The 17,215-nt window shown below is 49.3% G+C and carries 17 protein-coding genes; 8 read left to right on the plus strand and 9 right to left on the minus strand.

From position 1 onward, the window contains the following. Positions 1-55 precede the first annotated feature (55 nt). Positions 56-1,723 (minus strand): electron transfer flavoprotein-ubiquinone oxidoreductase, encoded by a 1,668-nt coding sequence (locus GM173_RS00775; RefSeq protein WP_308439563.1) that lies wholly within the window; start codon positions 1,721-1,723, stop codon positions 56-58. Positions 1,724-1,906: 183 nt separating this feature from the next. On the opposite strand from GM173_RS00775, the gene GM173_RS00780 reads away from it, so the two are divergent. From GM173_RS00780 to GM173_RS00795, 4 genes are all read left to right on the plus strand, one after another. Further along, positions 1,907-2,653 carry an electron transfer flavoprotein subunit beta/FixA family protein gene (locus GM173_RS00780; RefSeq protein ID WP_203569430.1) on the plus strand — a complete coding sequence of 249 codons (747 nt, stop codon included), beginning with the start codon at positions 1,907-1,909 and terminating at the stop codon, positions 2,651-2,653. Next, a complete protein-coding gene (locus GM173_RS00785; protein ID WP_203569431.1) occupies positions 2,650-3,597 on the plus strand; it encodes an FAD-binding protein in 948 nt (315 codons plus the stop codon). The genes GM173_RS00780 and GM173_RS00785 overlap by 4 nt, the downstream gene beginning before the upstream one ends. Positions 3,598-3,600: 3 nt before the next feature. Beyond that, positions 3,601-4,377 carry a ferredoxin--NADP reductase gene (locus tag GM173_RS00790; RefSeq protein ID WP_203569432.1) on the plus strand — a complete coding sequence of 259 codons (777 nt, stop codon included), beginning with the start codon at positions 3,601-3,603 and terminating at the stop codon, positions 4,375-4,377. A 104-nt stretch (positions 4,378-4,481) separates the two neighbouring features. Further along, positions 4,482-4,781, plus strand: a complete 300-nt coding sequence (locus tag GM173_RS00795) for an STAS domain-containing protein (protein WP_203569433.1) — start codon at positions 4,482-4,484, stop codon at positions 4,779-4,781. 60 nt (positions 4,782-4,841) lie between these two features. Here GM173_RS00795 and ntrC read toward each other — a convergent pair whose 3' ends face one another. The 6 genes from ntrC to GM173_RS00825 form a co-directional block, all read right to left on the minus strand. After that, a complete protein-coding gene (gene ntrC, locus GM173_RS00800) occupies positions 4,842-6,236 on the minus strand; it encodes a nitrogen regulation protein NR(I) (protein WP_203569434.1) in 1,395 nt (464 codons plus the stop codon). Beyond that, positions 6,233-7,291, minus strand: a complete 1,059-nt coding sequence (gene glnL / locus GM173_RS00805; protein ID WP_203569435.1) for a nitrogen regulation protein NR(II) — start codon at positions 7,289-7,291, stop codon at positions 6,233-6,235. The genes ntrC and glnL overlap by 4 nt, the downstream gene beginning before the upstream one ends. 275 nt (positions 7,292-7,566) lie before the next feature. Beyond that, on the minus strand, positions 7,567-8,052 hold the full coding sequence (locus GM173_RS00810) for a DUF4124 domain-containing protein (RefSeq protein ID WP_275412313.1): 486 nt from the start codon (positions 8,050-8,052) through the stop codon (positions 7,567-7,569). A gap of 59 nt (positions 8,053-8,111) precedes the next feature. Then, positions 8,112-8,405 (minus strand): Rdx family protein, encoded by a 294-nt coding sequence (locus GM173_RS00815; RefSeq protein ID WP_203569437.1) that lies wholly within the window; start codon positions 8,403-8,405, stop codon positions 8,112-8,114. A gap of 83 nt (positions 8,406-8,488) precedes the next feature. Then, entirely contained in the window at positions 8,489-9,898 is a 1,410-nt protein-coding gene (gene dacB / locus GM173_RS00820; protein ID WP_203569438.1) for a D-alanyl-D-alanine carboxypeptidase/D-alanyl-D-alanine endopeptidase, read from the minus strand. Next, entirely contained in the window at positions 9,898-10,122 is a 225-nt protein-coding gene (locus GM173_RS00825; protein WP_239078176.1) for an oxidoreductase-like domain-containing protein, read from the minus strand. The genes dacB and GM173_RS00825 overlap by 1 nt, the downstream gene beginning before the upstream one ends. A 103-nt stretch (positions 10,123-10,225) precedes the next feature. Between GM173_RS00825 and dnaX the strand changes: the two genes are divergently transcribed. From dnaX to recR, 3 genes are all read left to right on the plus strand, one after another. Beyond that, entirely contained in the window at positions 10,226-11,986 is a 1,761-nt protein-coding gene (dnaX, locus tag GM173_RS00830) for a DNA polymerase III subunit gamma/tau (RefSeq protein ID WP_203569439.1), read from the plus strand. 199 nt (positions 11,987-12,185) lie between these two features. Continuing rightward, a complete protein-coding gene (locus GM173_RS00835; protein WP_203569440.1) occupies positions 12,186-12,518 on the plus strand; it encodes a YbaB/EbfC family nucleoid-associated protein in 333 nt (110 codons plus the stop codon). Positions 12,519-12,713: 195 nt separating this feature from the next. Further along, complete coding sequence (gene recR, locus GM173_RS00840; protein WP_203569441.1) at positions 12,714-13,310, plus strand: recombination mediator RecR; 597 nt, start codon at positions 12,714-12,716, stop codon at positions 13,308-13,310. Here recR and GM173_RS00845 read toward each other — a convergent pair. After that, a complete protein-coding gene (locus GM173_RS00845) occupies positions 13,307-14,809 on the minus strand; it encodes a GGDEF domain-containing protein (protein ID WP_203569442.1) in 1,503 nt (500 codons plus the stop codon). The two genes, recR and GM173_RS00845, sit on opposite strands and share 4 nt — an antisense overlap. Positions 14,810-15,016: 207 nt before the next feature. Next, positions 15,017-16,426, minus strand: coding sequence for a type I glutamate--ammonia ligase (gene glnA / locus GM173_RS00850; RefSeq protein WP_203569443.1), 1,410 nt, complete (start codon positions 16,424-16,426; stop codon positions 15,017-15,019). A 274-nt stretch (positions 16,427-16,700) separates the two neighbouring features. Between glnA and GM173_RS00855 the strand changes: the two genes are divergently transcribed. Then, positions 16,701-17,153 (plus strand): rhodanese-like domain-containing protein, encoded by a 453-nt coding sequence (locus tag GM173_RS00855; protein ID WP_203569444.1) that lies wholly within the window; start codon positions 16,701-16,703, stop codon positions 17,151-17,153. The last annotated feature ends 62 nt before the right edge of the window (positions 17,154-17,215 follow it).

Below are 17,215 nucleotides of genomic sequence, written 5' to 3' on the forward strand. Positions count from 1 at the left end.
TGAGCTATTGGGTATCTGCTTGTAGCAATTAAAGAATAATGCCTTGCGGCTAATACTACATCCCTGTATACATCGGCCCACCGCCGCCTTCGGGTGTCACCCAGTGAATATTCTGCTTCGCGTCTTTAATATCACAGGTTTTACAGTGCAAGCAGTTTTGTGCGTTGATTTGATATTTGGGCTGACCAGCGACCTCGATAATTTCATACACCCCAGCAGGGCAGTAGTGGCATTCCGCTTTGATTTCATTGCTTAAATGTACGGGGGTAATCAGGCTTGGGTCGCGCAATTTTAAATGCACCGGTTGGTCGTGTTCGTGCGATACATTCGCTAGCGCCAGTGAATCGAGTTTATTAAACGTTAGTACACCGTCGGGTTTAGGATATTTGATTGGTGTGTACTGACCTTGCGGCAACAGTCGCTCGTGATCGGGCGTGCTGTGTCGCAATGTCCACGGGGTATTTAGTCCTAGCTTAGATAACCAAAGCTCTAAACCCGCATACAGCGTTCCACCGAGTACGCCGAGCTTGGAAAGCGCAGGTTTGATATTGCGCACTTGTTCTAGCTCTTGCCACACAGTCGATGCTTGTAGTGTGCTCACCAATTCAGTGAGTTCATCTTGAGCGCGGCCTGCGCTTATTGCGGCTGCGGTTGCTTCAGCAGCCAGCATTCCCGATAGCATCGCATTGTGCGTGCCTTTAATCCGTGGGAAGTTGAGTAATCCAGCCGAACAGCCGAGCAGCGCGCCGCCAGCAAACACTATTTTGGGTAAGGATTGCAAACCGCCTTCGGCAATCGCGCGCGCACCGTAACCGATGCGGGTGGCACCAGCGAATGTGCCGCGAATTTTCGGATGTGTTTTAAAGCGTTGCAATTCATCAAACGGCGACAGCGTTGGATTTTGGTAATTCAAATGCACTACATAGCCGACCGCCACTTGGTAATCGGGCAAGTGATAAATAAACGCACCACCGCTGGTGCTGTTATCGAGCGGCCAGCCTTGTGCGTGTTGCACGAGGCCGAGCTGGTGATTTTCGGGCTTCACTTGCCATACTTCTTTCACACCCAGGCCGTAATGCTGTGGGTCGCGGCCTTCGCGTAGATTGAATTGCTGTTCCAATTGGCCCGCCAGCGAGCCGCGCGCGCCTTCGCAAAACAGTGTGTATTTGGCGTAAATCGCCATGCCGAGTGCGTAATCGGCTTTGTGTTCGCCCTGTTTGTTGATGCCCATATCGCCAACGGCGACGCCTTTGACTGCGCCATTGTCGTCATAAAGTACTTCGGCGGCAGCAAAGCCGGGGTAAATTTCAACGCCAAGGTTTTCGGCTTCTGTGGCCAGCCAAGCGCAGACTTCACCGAGTTTGACGATAAAACAGCCGTCATTGTGCAATTGCGGCGGCAGCAACATCTGCGGGATTTTGAAACCAATGTCGGCATCGAGCACGAGAAATTCATCGGCGGTCACTGCAGTGGCCAGTTGCGGCGCGCGCCGTTGCCAATCAGGAATCAGTTGATTGAGCGCAATCGGGTCGATCACCGCGCCCGATAAAGTATGTGCACCGACTTGCGCGCCTTTTTCGAGGATGCAGACGCTGAGCTCCGCGTTGACTTGTTTGAGCCGAATTGCTGCTGCCAAACCCGCTGGGCCAGCACCAATAATCAGTACGTCGTATTCCATTACATCGCGCTCTTGCATCGCTACCTCGTTTACGTAGTTGGCCAAGTTACACTCAAATTACTAAGTTTGGCAGAGTATTTTGGGGCGGTTTTATATCTATAGAATAGATAATCTTTATAATTACAATGGGTTTTACATATATTCTACCGACAAATATAATCGTCTGCAAAGAGTAGGTCTTGACCTAAATCACGCCAGCGGCCATGGCGAGCAATAGAAGGAATTGTGATGAAAATCTTAGTGCACATTAAACGGGTCGTTGATTATCAAATCCGTCCACGTCCCACGCAGGATGGCAAAGACGTTGAACTGACCAACGTAAAAATGAGCATCAACCCATTTGATGAAAATGCCGTCGAAGGCGCGGTACGCTTGAAAGAAGCGGGCGTGGCGACTGAGGTCGTTGTAGTGGCAGTTGGTACTGCGGCAAACCAAGATGTGTTGCGACATGCCTTGGCAATGGGTGCTGATCGGGCGATTTTGGTCGAAACGCCAGCGGTGGTGCAGCCCTTGGCGGCAGCGAAATACCTTAAAGCGATTGTTGAGCGCGAAGCGCCACAATTAGTGCTCACGGGTAAGCAAGCGATTGATGACGACGCGGCAGAAACTGCGCAAATGGTGTCGGCTCTACTGAATTGGCCGCAAGCGACGTTCGCGTCGAAAATCGATATTGCTGATGGCAAAGCGCTGGTGGTGCGTGAAATCGACGGCGGCCAAGAAACGCTGTCTTTATCATTACCAGCCGTGGTATCGGTTGATTTGCGCTTGAACGAGCCGCGCTTTATTAAATTGCCAGCGCTGATGATGGCGAAGAAAAAGCCAATCGAAACGCTGCCTGCGGCTGAGTTTGCTATTGCTGCGCCAGCGCTTGAGATCCTCAATATCGCTGAACCGCCTGCACGTAAACCGGGCAAGATTTTGAATTCTGTGGCGGAGCTCGTTGCTGCGCTGCGTGCTGAAAAGGTGGTGTCATGAGTATTCTCGTTATTGCTGAACTAGACAGTCATGGCGTCAAAGCCGCTACTCGTTCTGCCATTACGGCAGCGAGCCAATTAGGCGAAGAAGTTCATTTATTGCTGGCAGGAAGTGGTGTTGAGGGTATTGCTGCACAAGTAGCTAGTATCAATGGCTTGAGCAAGATACTCCTTGCTGATGCGGCTGAGTACGCGCACGGTATCGCTGAAAATTTGACGCCATTGCTGGTGCAGCTTGCACCTAGCTATTCAGCCATCGTCGCTGCGGCAACCAGCTTTGGTAAAAATCTATTGCCACGCGCAGCGGCTTTGCTCGACGTGGCAATGGTGTCGGAAGTGATTCAAATCATCGACGCAACGACGTTTGTTCGCCCGATGTACGCTGGCAATCTGAATGCGACAGTGAAAGCACCAGCGGGTTTACGCATTTTGACGATTCGCCCAACCGTATTTGAAGCTGCGGCCGCTGAAGGTGGTTCGGCTGTCGTAGAAAACATCGCCGCGGCTGCTTATGAAGGCGACACAGGCAAGGCCACATGGGTGAGCCGTGATTTGGTGCAATTGGATCGCCCTGAATTGGCAACCGCTCGTGTAGTGATTAGTGGTGGCCGTTCACTCGGTAGTGCTGAAGGCTTTAGCGCGACATTGACGCCACTGGCTGATGTGCTCGGTGCCGCGATTGGCGCAACGCGCGCGGCAGTCGATGCTGGCATGGCACCGAATGATAGCCAAGTCGGCCAGACCGGCACGGTGGTTGCGCCTGAGCTGTATATCGCATTTGGTGTGTCGGGCGCTGCGCAGCACGTGGGCGGAATTAAAGATAGTAAGGTGATTGTGGCGGTGAATCATGATGCCGATGCACCGATTTTCCAAGTCGCCGATTATGGTCTGGTGGCTGATTTATTTACAGTGATTCCTGAACTCACTGCTGCATTAAAAGGTTAAGTAATGTCTAAGTTTGCCCATGAAACAGTGTTAAGCGTGCGTCATTGGAATGATACGCTGTTTAGTTTTACCACCACGCGTGATGAATCACTGCGTTTTGAAAATGGCCAGTTTGTAATGATAGGCTTGGAAGTCGATGGCAAGCCGCTGGTGCGCGCTTACTCGATTGCTAGCGCCAATTACGAAGAAGAACTCGAGTTTTTCAGTATTAAAGTACCGAATGGCCCGTTGACGTCGCGTTTACAGCACTTGAAAGAAGGCGATCAATTACTGGTGAGCCGCAAGCCAACCGGGACTTTGGTGTTGTCAGATTTGAAACCGGGTAAGCATTTGTACTACCTCAGTACTGGTACGGGTCTAGCGCCATTTATGAGTCTGATTAAAGATCCAGAAGCTTATGAGCGTTTTGACAAAATCATTTTGGTGCATGGTGTTCGCACCGTGAGCGAGTTGGCTTACGCTGATTACATTCAAAATGAGTTGCCGAATAATGAGTTTTTTGGTGAAGAAGTTCGCCAAAAATTGATTTATTACCCAACTGTGACGCGTGAGCCGTTTCGTAATCAAGGTCGCCTGACTGATTTGTTTGCGTCAGGCAAATTGACGGATGACATTGGTTTGCCACCGTTGAACCCAGAAACCGACCGTGCGATGCTGTGTGGTAGCCCAGCGATGCTCGAAGATACTTGCAAAATGCTGGATGATTTGGGCTTTCAAGTGTCGAAACGGATTGGCGAGCCCGGTGATTACGTCATTGAACGCGCGTTTGTAGAGAAATAATGTGGTGTAGCGCGCCTATTTTGGCGTGCTGATTTGCAACCTTGCTTTGGGCTCACTAGACTGTTTAGGTGGTCGTAAAATAAATCAGTTTTGGAGTGAAGCCAATGCAAGTGAATGTTCGCTTTGATAATAACCGTGCCTTTTTGGGTTTGAACGGCAATTTCACGTTTGAATTTCACCGTGAATTCAAACAAGCCACGACTACCGTGTTGGAGCATCCGGGTGTGAGTGAAATCGAGGTGGATTTTTCTGCAGTTGATTATATGGATTCAGCGGCCCTTGGGATGTTGTTACTGTTTAATGAGCGTGCGGCGGGTAAGAAAATTACTTTGATTAATTGCAAAGGCACAGTGAAATCGGTGCTCGATATTGCCAATTTTGGCAAAATTTTCGAAATTCGCTGAGTCGATTTAAAAGTTAAAAAAACCGGCAATAAGCCGGTTTTTTTACGTGCGGATTGTTGATTAAGATTCTTCCATTCCGAGCTCTTGAATTTTTCTGGTTAGGGTATTTCGTCCCCAGCCAAGTAATTCTGAGGCTTCTATCCGCTTACCCCCTGTATGGGCCAGTGCTTGCTCAATCACTGTGCGTTCAAACTCGGGTACGATTAAATCTAGAATTCGGCTATCGCCGCGTTGCAGGCGTTGCGCTAATTCTGCCGCGAGCGATGCGCGCCAATCGCCAATTTGCCCGCTGATTAGATTAGGATTTTCTGACAATTCGGGCGGTAAATCGGCGCAATCGACGAGTTGCCCTGGCGCCATCACGGTAATCCAATGGCAGACATTTTCCAGTTGGCGCACATTGCCGGGAAAACTAAATTGCGTTAGCGCATTCATCGCCGCTTCAGTCAGGCGTTTGGCTTCAATGCCTAATTCTTGCGCCGACTTGAGTAAGAAATGCTTGGCCAGCAGCGGAATATCTTGGCTGCGCTCACGTAAGGGCGGCAGACGCAGGCGAATCACATTCAGGCGATGAAATAAATCTTCGCGAAATTGATGATCTTTTACGCGGTCTTCGAGATTTTGATGTGTTGCGGCAATGACGCGAACGTTGGCTTTGATCGGTTGATGTCCACCTACACGATAAAAGAAGCCATCGGAAAGGACGCGAAGCAAACGCGTTTGCAAATCAAACGGCATATCGCCGATTTCATCTAAAAATAAGGTGCCGCCTTCGGCTTGCTCGAAACGGCCAACGCGTTTGGCATCGGCACCGGTAAATGCGCCGCGCTCATGGCCGAATAATTCAGACTCTAATAAATCCTTCGGAATTGCAGCGCTATTAATTGCTACAAAAGGCTTGTTGGCGCGTGGGCTGTGGCGGTGCAGGGCGCGGGCAACCAGTTCTTTACCGCTACCTGATTCGCCAGTAATCATCACCGTGGCTGCCGAATGGGAAAGGCGACCAATCGCGCGAAATACGTCTTGCATCGCAGGCGCTTGACCAAGCATTTCCGGCACGGCGTCGCTGACGGCGCTGGCGGGCGCGAGTTGTTCGCTTTCGACGATGGCGCGGCGAATCAGTGCAATCGCTTGCTCGACGTCAAACGGCTTGGGCAAGTATTCAAACGCTCCGCCTTGAAACGCCGAAACGGCGCTATCTAAATCCGAATGAGCCGTCATGATGATGACGGGAATTTCTGGCCAATCACGTTTGACGATCTCTAAAAACGTCAGACCTGATTCGCCCGGCATCCGGATGTCGCACACTACGGCTTGTGGGCGTTCGGTTTGAATTTTTTGCAGTGCTTCGGTTGCTGATGGAAAAGTCGCATGTGCGATGTGCTCGCGCGCAAGTGCTTTTTCAAATACCCAACGAATTGAGCGGTCGTCGTCAATCACCCAAACTGGCTTCATAGTGGCGTTCCTGAGTCTTGCCACGCATTCAGTGGCAGAAAAATACTAAACATTGTGTGGCCGGGGCGGCTTTCAAATTCAATCACCCCGTGGTGTTGCGCAACATAAGTATGTGCTAAGTGCAAACCAATCCCGGTGCCGCCTTCACGACCAGACACGAGTGGATAAAACAGTGTTTCTTTTAAATGTTCGGGAATGCCGGGGCCATTATCCGAAATATCAATTCGCAGTGCGAGTGGATGCCGGCGGCGGTTGAGCGTGACTTGGCGTGCAATTCGGGTGCGCAAAATCACTTCACCAATATTGGACATCGCTTGAATCGCATTGCGAACGATATTAAGTACGGATTGAATCAGCTGTTCTTTATCGGCAATCAATAATGGCATGCTGATGTCGTAATCACGCTTCACTGATAGGCCGCTGGGCGTTTCGGCGAGTACGAGGCTACGCACGCGCTCTAAGACTTCATGAATATTGATTTCTTTAATTTGTGGCAAACGATGCGGCGTGAGTAGGCGATCAAGCAGGCTTTGCAGGCGCGAGACTTCATCGACAATCACGTCGGTATATTCTTTCAGTTGCGGATCGGGTAATTCAAAAGCCAATAATTGCGCTGCACCACGAATGCCGCCGAGCGGGTTTTTGATTTCATGCGCTAAATTGCGAATCAGTTCGCGATTGGCTTGTTGCTGTGCTTGCAGGCGCTCTTCATTGACAATGCGGCGTTGTTGATCGATTCGCCGTACTTCCAATAATAAAACTGCCGCAGGGCATTCTATCGGTGTGACGTCTAGCGTGACGTACATTTCACCTTCAACACCAAACACAATGAGTTCGTGTTCAGTAATTGAAATGCGTTTTTCAAGCGCAGTGTGCGCGGCGAACACCAAGGGAGAATTGATTCCAAAACAATGTTCAAGCGTTTGGTGCTCGGTGTCGCGTAAATTGAATAAGCTATTGGCGGCTGGATTGGCAAAGACGATATAGCCGTCATTGTCGATAGCTAATACGGCGGCATCGAGATACTCAAGGCCAGCAAAGGCGGGGTGGCTCATGGCGCTGCTCCATTATGCGCTGCGCGAGTGTGTAAACTAAATACCCGCGTTCAGTTGCGCTTTTCCTTGGCTAAAAGTGCTAAGGCTTTGCTATGCATCATTAGCAAAAACTAGGCCAGCTTTAAGTTAGGGGCTGTTGAAGTTGATTAGGCTTTGATTCACCGCGAGAATCGCTCCTGCGCGGCGGGAAACCAAACATCAACATGCCCTGTGGCACAGGAGCAGAATAAGCGATTTTTGCACTGTAATGGTGCGTTTTTGTTCTTGGCGTGGTTTTAACGCACTCTGTTGATTTCCGATTGCAATGCGGCGACATTCTTTTCGTGCATCATAATCGTTTCGCGTAGGCGAGCGATCCGCTCAAGGTAGAGTCTGGGGTTAGCCTGTTCAGCCGCGGTTTTTGTCGTTTCGGCTTCTTGTAGGCTGCGCTGCGCTTTACTCAGCAGCGTGCGTTCGTTGTTGAGTTCTTCGGTTAAAATGACTTTGCGATTGCTATCACGACTTTTTTGTGTGGCAGCGTCCACTTTCGGGAAATTGAGCGGTGAAGGCGCTGCTACGCGGGGTGATTTACCAACGTTGCTGCTATCACCGCCAGGGCGGCGTGCATTGGTGGTCGGATTGGATTCCGACATGATGCGCACCGCACCTTTGATGGGCGAGTTGGTAAAGGTCACATTGCCGTTTTCATCGGTGTATTTATAGATGTCGGCCATGGCGCAGCTACTGATCAAGAGCGCACTAAAAAAAATTTTTGCGTACATAATTGAAAGGTATCACAGCAGTGGCATTGCTGCCTAATCGCTTGGTCGATTGTTCTAATTTAACTTACAGGTTGTGGCGCATCGGCGTGGCCGAGTGGTTTTTCGGGGGCGATTATGTCGCGAACGCGCTGTTTGAGTATTTTGGCTTCGGGAAAACCGTTGTCGATTTTTCTATCCCAAACCAAAGCATCATCGCAATGGATTAAAAAAACACCACCCGTTCCCGGTTGCAGCGCCACTTCACCTAATTCAAAAGCAAACGTAGTCAATAATTCTTGCGCTAACCAAGCGCTACGCAAGAGCCAATTGCATTGGGTGCAGTAGTGAATCGTGATGCGGGGTTTTTTGTTCATAAGTTCGGTCGCTGATCGTTTTGGACGTGTTCAATTCAGCCCAGAGAGCAATTGATTTGAACTGAACACGTCTTGGTCAAAATTTATGGTTTGCGGATGGATTTGACTAACTCATCGAGCGTCGCCATGCCTGCTGGTGCATTGGCATGATTGATGATGCCAACGACCGCCCAAGTTTTTCCATTGGCATCACGCACATAACCTGCCACTGCGCGCACGTCTTTGAGGGTGCCGGTTTTGATGTGGGCTTGACCTATGCTCGCGTTGTCTTTGAGGCGTTTTTTCATTGTGCCATCAATACCGACAATCGGTAGTGATGAGACAAATTCAGCGGCAAGCGGCGAATTCCACGCGTCTTGCAAAAGTTCGGCTAAGTGTCGTGCACTGATTTGTTCTTTGCGGGAAAGACCAGCGCCGTTTTCAAGCACCAATTCATCAAAACGCATTCCCTTACTTTGCAACCAACGATGAATCACCGCAGCGGAGCGGCTGGCGGTGGTTGAACCATCGGCAGCAGAACCTTGAGTTGCGCCCAAGGTTAAAAATAATTGCCTTGCCATCATATTATTGCTGAATTTATTGATGTCGCGAATGGTGCTAACCATATCGGATGATTGCGTACTGGCCAGCAGTACACTATTGGCAGGTGTGATGCCGTGTTGCATTTTGCCACCGAGCTTGCCACCTTCGGCTAGCCATAAGTTTCGAAATAATTGGTAGGTATAGGTCGGTGCATCAAACGCAGCAATGTATTTCTCGCCTATACACCCTGCAGGTACTTCGCCCACTAGTTGGATCATCAATTGTGGTGTCGCTTGGCCCATGCGAAATTGCACGCGCTTTTGCCACGTTTCACACGGCGCAGCAGCACCAATAGCGAGTTGATTGCTCAAGCGAACTTCAGGCCAATCGGGCTCTGCGCTGGCTTTAACGCGCTCGCCATCGGCGCGAATTCGTAGTCGTAGTGATTTAAAATTAGTCAGCAGCGCATCAGGTTTGACCATAAAGGGGCGATCACTGGCCTCGCCATCGTCATCAAATGCTGCTTCGTTAGGATCAAGAATAAAGGCACTGCGATCAAGTACCACATTGCCACGGATGTCATCGACGCCCGCAGCCTTTAAATCGCGCACTAGTAACCACATCCGCTCCAAGGTCAGCTTGGGGTCGCCCGAGCCTTTCAGGTAAATATCGCCATCCAACACGCCATTTTTAGGGAGAGCATTCGCGCGCAGTTCGGTTTGCCACTGCCATGCTGGGCCAAGGATCTCAAGGCCGGCCCAAGTGGTGACGATTTTCATCGTCGATGCTGGGTTGGATGGCACATCGGCACGATAAAATTGCGCTTTTGCGTTGCTGTCCAATGGAATCATCGCTACCGAAAGGGCATCACTGGGTATTTTAGCGGCTTTCAGTGCGGCATTGACGCTGCTGGGCAGCGTTTCTGCGGCCAAGGCAATACTGCTTGATAGGGCGAAAGCGATTAGGGGCATTAGTCTTTGCATACATCATCCTGAGTTCGGTCTGTGTTCGACTCTTGCCGGGCTTGCCACGCAGCGAGGTCGATTCGATATTGTTGCAATTCTTCGGTGTATAAATCCAAGATGCATGGAAAGCAGCCACTGGTGCAACAGGCTTCCAGTGGCGGTTCAACTGGTGCTTCGGGCTTGGGGTCTTTCGGCTGCGGCTCAGTCATATTGTTTGTCACTTCATTCATTGATTGATCTCGTTTGTGAACTGATTTGCACATGAATCCACAGCACTCAGCTTTGCATTGTATTCGTCATCATTTCGGCAATCGCATCTGTTAGAATGTCGCCATGAGCTACCAAGTACTAGCCCGTAAGTGGCGACCAAAAACATTTGCCCAATTGGTCGGGCAGGAACACGTGATTAAAGCGCTGGCCAACGCGTTTGCGTCCGAGCGCTTGCATCACGCGTATTTGCTCACCGGTACGCGCGGCGTGGGTAAAACCACCATCGCTCGTATTATGGCCAAGGCGCTCAATTGCGAAACCGGCATTACGTCTGAGCCATGCGGCGTTTGCTCGGCGTGTACGCAAATTGATTCGGGGCGCTTTGTTGACCTGCTCGAAATCGACGCGGCATCCAATACCGGTATCGACAATATCCGCGAAGTCTTGGACAACGCGCAGTATGCACCGACCGCTGGCCGTTTTAAAGTCTACATTATCGACGAAGTGCACATGCTCTCCAAGTCGGCATTTAATGCGATGCTGAAAACACTGGAAGAGCCACCAAGCCACGTCAAATTTATCCTTGCCACCACTGATCCACAAAAAGTACCGATCACGGTATTGAGCCGTTGCTTGCAGTTTTCACTGCGCCAAATGACGCCGCAACAAGTGACGGGCCACTTGAATAATGTATTGCAAGCCGAGCAAATCGAATATGAAGCACTCGCACTTAATTTGATTGGCCATGCGGCAAGTGGTTCCATGCGCGATGGTTTATCGTTGCTCGACCAAGCGATTGCCTACGGCGCGGGCAAAGTCGAAGAGGCTGGTGTGCGGGCGATGCTCGGCGCGGTCGATCAAAGTTATTTATTTGAACTGTTGACGGCGCTGATTCAGAAAGACGGCCCCGCATTACTCAAAACCGCCGATGCGATTGCCGAGCGGGGTTTGTCGTATGAAGCGGCTTTGCATGAACTGGCCTCCTTGTTGCAACAAATTGCTTTGGTGCAAGCAGTACCGAACGCCTTGGCCGACGATTTGCCATTACGCGAGCAAATCATTGCCATCGCACAGGCACTCACGCCAGAAGACACCCAACTGTATTATCAAATTGCTTTGCATGGCCGCCGTGATTTGCCACTGGCACCGGATGAATATGCTGGTTTTACGATGACCATTTTGCGGATGCTGGCGTTTGCGCCGAGCGATGCGGGGTATGTTGTGCCAGTTAATCCTTCAGCGACTGCTGCACCTCAGCAATCAGTGGCTGCTTCGCAAGTTCAAACGGCGGTAACACCAGTCGCGCCATTGCAAGCGATACCGCCCGTGCAAGCAACTTCAGGATTGCAAGAGTCTGTCGCAAAAGATGACGACACGCCGCCTTGGCGGCAAGATGATGTGACTGTAGCAACTAGACCTGCTGCGCCACAAACTAGCCCAGTTCAAGTGCCCGTTACACCAGCGCAAGCGGATACGCCTAGTGTTCCTGCATCATCAGCGCCTGCGGTTTTTAATGGTGATTGGCGCGCTTTGGTGGTGCATCTGAAATTGGGGCAGGCGGGTATGCTGGCGCAGCACGCTGAACTATTGGGTTATGACGATATACAGTTCAGACTTAAGGTTGAGGAAGAGTATCGCAGCGTGGCGACCCGCGATTATCAAGAAAAACTACGTTTAGCGCTTAGCGAGCATTTTGGCCGCAATATCACGTTGAGCGTACAAATTGGCGAAGTGCAAACTGAAACACCGGCGGATATTCATTACCGTGAAAAACAAGAGCGGCAAGATCAGGCGGTGGCCGCGATTAACGCCGATCCTTTTGTGCAAACTTTGGTGAAAGAATGCGGTGCTAGTATTGCAATCGATTCAATTAAACCCATTTAAAAAATCCTTAGTTCACGAAAAACACGAAAGCCACGAAATAAGGCCAAAATGGCGGTATGAAAGTCGTAGATTTCTTGGTGTAGCATGCGTTTACATTTGCTGCAAAGCAGGAAAATCAGTGCTGAGGATGAGCTCATTTTTGCGTTTTTCGTGTGTTTCTTGGGCACCTTCTTTTTGTTTTTAATTTAAAGGAAATTGTATGTTTGGTGGTAAAGGCGGTATGGCTGGTTTGATGAAACAAGCGCAGCAAATGCAAGAAAATATGGCGAAAGCACAAGAAGAATTGGCATCCGTTGAGGTTGAAGGTCAATCTGGCGCTGGCATGGTTAAAATCACCATCACCTGCAGCAATGTGGTGCGCCGCGTTGCGATTGACGATAGCCTGCTGTCGGATGACAAAGACATGCTAGAAGACTTGATCGCCGCCGCCTTTAACGATGCGCTCCGTAAAGCAGAAGCGACCAGCCAAGCGAAAATGAGCGGCTTCACAGCCGGCATGCAATTGCCACCCGGTTTTAAGCTGCCGTTTTAATTGCTGAGGGTTAGTACAATAAGCGATTGGTCCACGAAACACAGGAAAAAGCATATAAAAGACCAAAGCTCATTCTGAGCTTCAGATTTTTCGTTGGTGGTTTTTGTGCCGTTCGTGGACTGCATTCATTATCATTCGCTCCTTGTGGGTATTGCTTTGTAGGTATTATTTCACAAGATCTAAAGGGCAATACCCATGCCAATACCCGCTTCGCTTAATCATCTGATTGATGCCTTGCGCATTTTGCCCGGTGTTGGGCCAAAATCAGCTGCCAGGATGGCATTTCATTTGGTGCAACGTGATCAGCGCGGGGCGCTGCAATTGGCGCACGCATTGGAAAATGCGCTTGGTACGCTCAAGCATTGTCGCCAGTGTAATACCTTTACCGAACTCGATATCTGTGAAATTTGCCTCGACGAGCAACGTAATCATGCGCAATTGTGTGTCGTTGAAATGCCGACTGACTTAATGTCGATCGAGCAAACGCGTAGTTATGAGGGCTTGTACTTTGTGCTGATGGGGCGCTTAAGTCCTTTAGATGGCATCGGTCCGAATGATATCGCGCTGAAACAATTGTTGGAGCGAGCGAGTAATGGCATCGTAACCGAAGTCGTTTTGGCGACCAATTTCACGACTGAAGGCGAAGCCACCGCGCATTATGTAGCGGAAATGCTGCGTGCTCGTGGGCTACAAGTGAGCCGGATTGCGCGTGGTTTGCCCGTTGGCGGCGAGCTGGAGCATGTGGATCCAGGCACGTTGGCGCAAGCACTGATCGAGCGACGTCGAGTTTAGCTGGTCTTGTTACGCTGCAGATAGTTGGTGCTGAGTGTTTCAGAGCTTTTGATGCAATTTCTGCCTGCTGCTTTCGCTTGATACATGGCTTGATCGGCACGACTGATTAAATTATCCAATGTTGTGTCGCCCGGTAATAGCGATGTGATACCAAGGCTGACCGTGACATGGAAGGTTTCATGTTCAAGGCTACTGTGTACGTATTGAGCCACAGCCAGCCGGACTTTTTCGGCCACAATCAATGCCTGAGTTTGATCTGTTTCGGGCAGTAAAATCACAAATTCTTCTCCCCCCCAGCGTGCGGCGCTATCTGGACCACGAATATTTTGTTGGCAAATTTGGGCAATGGTTTTGAGTACCGAGTCTCCGGTAAGGTGTCCATAGCGATCATTAATGTGTTTGAAGTGATCGACATCGATCATCATGACACTGAGCGCTTGTTGATAGCGACGTGCTTGCAAGATGGCTTGGCTGGCTTTGACTTGCCATTCGCGGCGGTTGGGGAGACGAGTTAGCTCATCTGTGGTGGCTAGCGTTGTTAATTCAGCATTGAGTGCTGCCAGAGACTCGGTGCGTGACTGAACTTCGGTTTCTAGTTGCTCTCGATGCAACATAATTTGTGTTTGCGCTTGCGCTAGGTATTGCAAGGCTAAACTGACAGAAAAAACAAAGATCTGAATTTGCAATAATGAAACGACTAGATTTTGCTTCGCCCAGTCGCCATAGCCTTGTACGGTAAAAAAAATACAAAGCTGCGTAATAATAAGCAAGCCCAAGTTGGTTGCAGCCATCCGAAACTGCACCGCAATCACGATCATCAGCGGCAAAATCAACGCTAGTACGCGATCTAATACAAAAAAATTCAGTAGGATGGGTGGAATGATGGCGAGCAAATACCAAAATGATCGACGAAATTCAGCGAATAAAGTGCCGGCTTTGAGGTAGGGATATAGCGGTGTGAGCAATAGTAAGCCGGAGGTATCGGCTAGTAATAAAATAGTAGCGCGTAAAATGATGGAGTTAATGTCGCTTGGAATTAAGCCTCTAGCCAGCATGAAAATAATAAATAATGGCATGGAAATGAGTGCAGGGATAAAACACACATGGAGCCAGACTTTGGGTAAGAGACTAGGTTGCGTCCATAATTTTGTAGAATATTCTTTTTCTAGACGTAGATAAGATTGTGCTGCGAAACTTGATTGAAGCGTGTCAATAGAAGCAAAGAGCAGTCCTGATAGGGCAATCAGACCAATTTGTGCTCGCCAATCGCCCTGAAACAAGTGCGGTGTATTGATAATAAAACTACCAATAAAAACGAGGGCAATGCCTAATTTTTGGAAACGCAGCACACTAAATAGCCCGATCCCTGCTGCGAGCCAAACAATGGCCATATTGCCGGGATTGATCGTGCCCAGCTGAATCGATAATTCACCCGCCAGCACGTAGAGCACTAAAAATAGGCCCGCTTGGATAGGGTGTGAATTATTCTCTTTTTTCATCAAGCTTACTTTTTAATTAAGTATTTTCTTAATTATAGCTTTTTTAAAAAACAGTGAAACTAGAAAAGCAAATAATTTCTGACTAAGTGCTTGAATTAAATCGAGTATTGGTGTTTTCCCTAGTGAGGGTCAATAAAAAACCCGCACAAGCTAGGCTGTATGCGGGTTTGCGGGAACTTATGAGCCTGTATGAAACAGGCTTATAAATTACAGAGAGTAGTACATATCAAATTCAACTGGATGCACGTTCATACGAGTGCGGTTTACATCGTTCATTTTCAATTCGATGTAAGCGTCAATCCACTCGTTAGTGAATACGCCGCCACGAGTCAAGAACTCACGGTCTGCATCCAATGCTGCCAATGCTTCGTCCAAAGATGCGCAAACTGTAGGGATCAATTTGTCTTCTTCTGGTGGCAAGTCATACAAGTTTTTGTCTGCTGGATCGCCTGGGTGAATCTTGTTTTGGATACCATCCAAACCAGCCATCAACAATGCTGCGAAGCAGAGGTATGGATTTGCCAATGGATCTGGGAAGCGCGCTTCGATACGACGGCCTTTTTCGCTGGCAACGTGTGGAATACGGATCGATGCAGAACGGTTTTTCGCAGAGTAAGCCAACTTCACTGGTGCTTCGAAGTGAGGAACCAAACGACGGTATGAGTTAGTACCTGGGTTGGTGATTGCGTTCAAAGCTTTAGCGTGCTTGATGATACCGCCGATGTAGAACAAGGCAGTTTCAGACAAGCCTGCGTATTCGTTACCAGCAAACAAGTTCTTACCATCTTTCCAGATAGATTGGTGAACGTGCATACCTGAGCCGTTATCGCCAACCACTGGTTTTGGCATGAACGTTGCAGTTTTGCCGTATTGGTTTGCTACGTTGTGAACCACGTATTTCAGGATTTGAGTCCAGTCAGCACGTTTAGTCAAAGTAGAGAATTTAGTACCGATCTCATTTTGACCCGCATTTGCCACTTCGTGGTGGAATACTTCAACAGGTACGCCCATTTCTTCAAGGATCAATACCATTGAAGCGCGGATGTCTTGATGGCTGTCTACTGGTGGAACTGGGAAGTAGCCGCCTTTTACACGTGGACGGTGACCGAGGTTGCCGCCTTGAGTTTCATCAGCAGTAGCCCATGCGCCTTCGTCTGAACCGATTTTAACGAAAGTGCCTGACATGTCCGTGTTCCAACGGATGTTGTCAAAAATGAAGAATTCTGGCTCTGGACCGAAGTAAGCAGTGTCACCGATACCTGAAGTTTTCAAGTAGGCTTCAGCACGACGTGCCAAAGAACGTGGATCGCGGTCGTAACCTTTGCCTGTTGCTGGCTCGATCACATCGCAAGTCAAGATCAATGTTGGCTCATCAAAGAATGGATCGATGTTGGCAGTTGATGGATCTGGCAACAACAACATGTCAGAGGCTTGAATGCCTTTCCAACCTGCGATTGAAGAACCATCAAATGCGTGACCTGCTTCAAACCATTCTTCGTCAACTACGTGAGAAGGAACAGTTACGTGCTGCTCTTTACCGATGGTATCGGTGAAACGCAAGTCAACGAAACGAATGTCGTTTTCTTTAATAAGCTTGAGAACGTCTGCTACCGCCATGTTGTCGCTCCTGAGGGACGAATAAAAACACAAAAATAATAATGAAAAAACGTGCTGCATCAACTAAAGCACAAACTGTGCCAATGCAATTACTGCTTGCAGGCTATTGTGCCACATCTAATTGCTGGCGCGTAACCTCCTTTTGCTGGTATTTTTTTGGTGCATTAATAGGGTTTTTGCACTTTATTGGTGCGTTTAAATATCGGGCGTATTGCCGCGTCTGTGGCTAAAATAACGCTATCGATTGATAAAAGAATAAAGCGAGCGAATCCAGATGAGTCAATTTAACCAAATCTTAGAAAATGCACGTGGTAGGGCGGTTAGCAAAGGACTTGCTTATGCTGGCGAAGTGACGCCGGCTGAAGCATGGGCACTAGTACAAGCAGTACCCAGCGCAAAAATAGTTGATGTTCGTACGCATGCTGAGTGGCAATGGGTCGGCGTGGTGCCGGGAGCTGAGTTAATTGAGTGGAAGTCTTATCCAGGCATGGTGGCCAATCCTCATTTTGTGACGCAATTGAAAGCCGCGGTCGATAGTGAGGCAATCGTTTTATTTTTGTGCCGTTCTGGTGCGCGGTCGCACGATGCGGCGGCTCTGGCTGCACAGCATGGCTATACCGCTGCGATGAATATCTTGGAAGGCTTTGAAGGCGATAAAGATGCGGCAGGTCATCGCGGTAGTAAAAATGGTTGGCAAGCGGCGGGTTTGCCGTGGACCCAAGGCTGATTTGTGTTGACTGAGGTGTGAGGAGTGAGGCGTGCAGTGTAAACTACGCCTCACTTTTTATT

Source organism: Deefgea chitinilytica, from assembly GCF_016881405.1.
GTDB classification, from domain to species: Bacteria; Pseudomonadota; Gammaproteobacteria; order Burkholderiales; family Chitinibacteraceae; genus Deefgea; species Deefgea chitinilytica.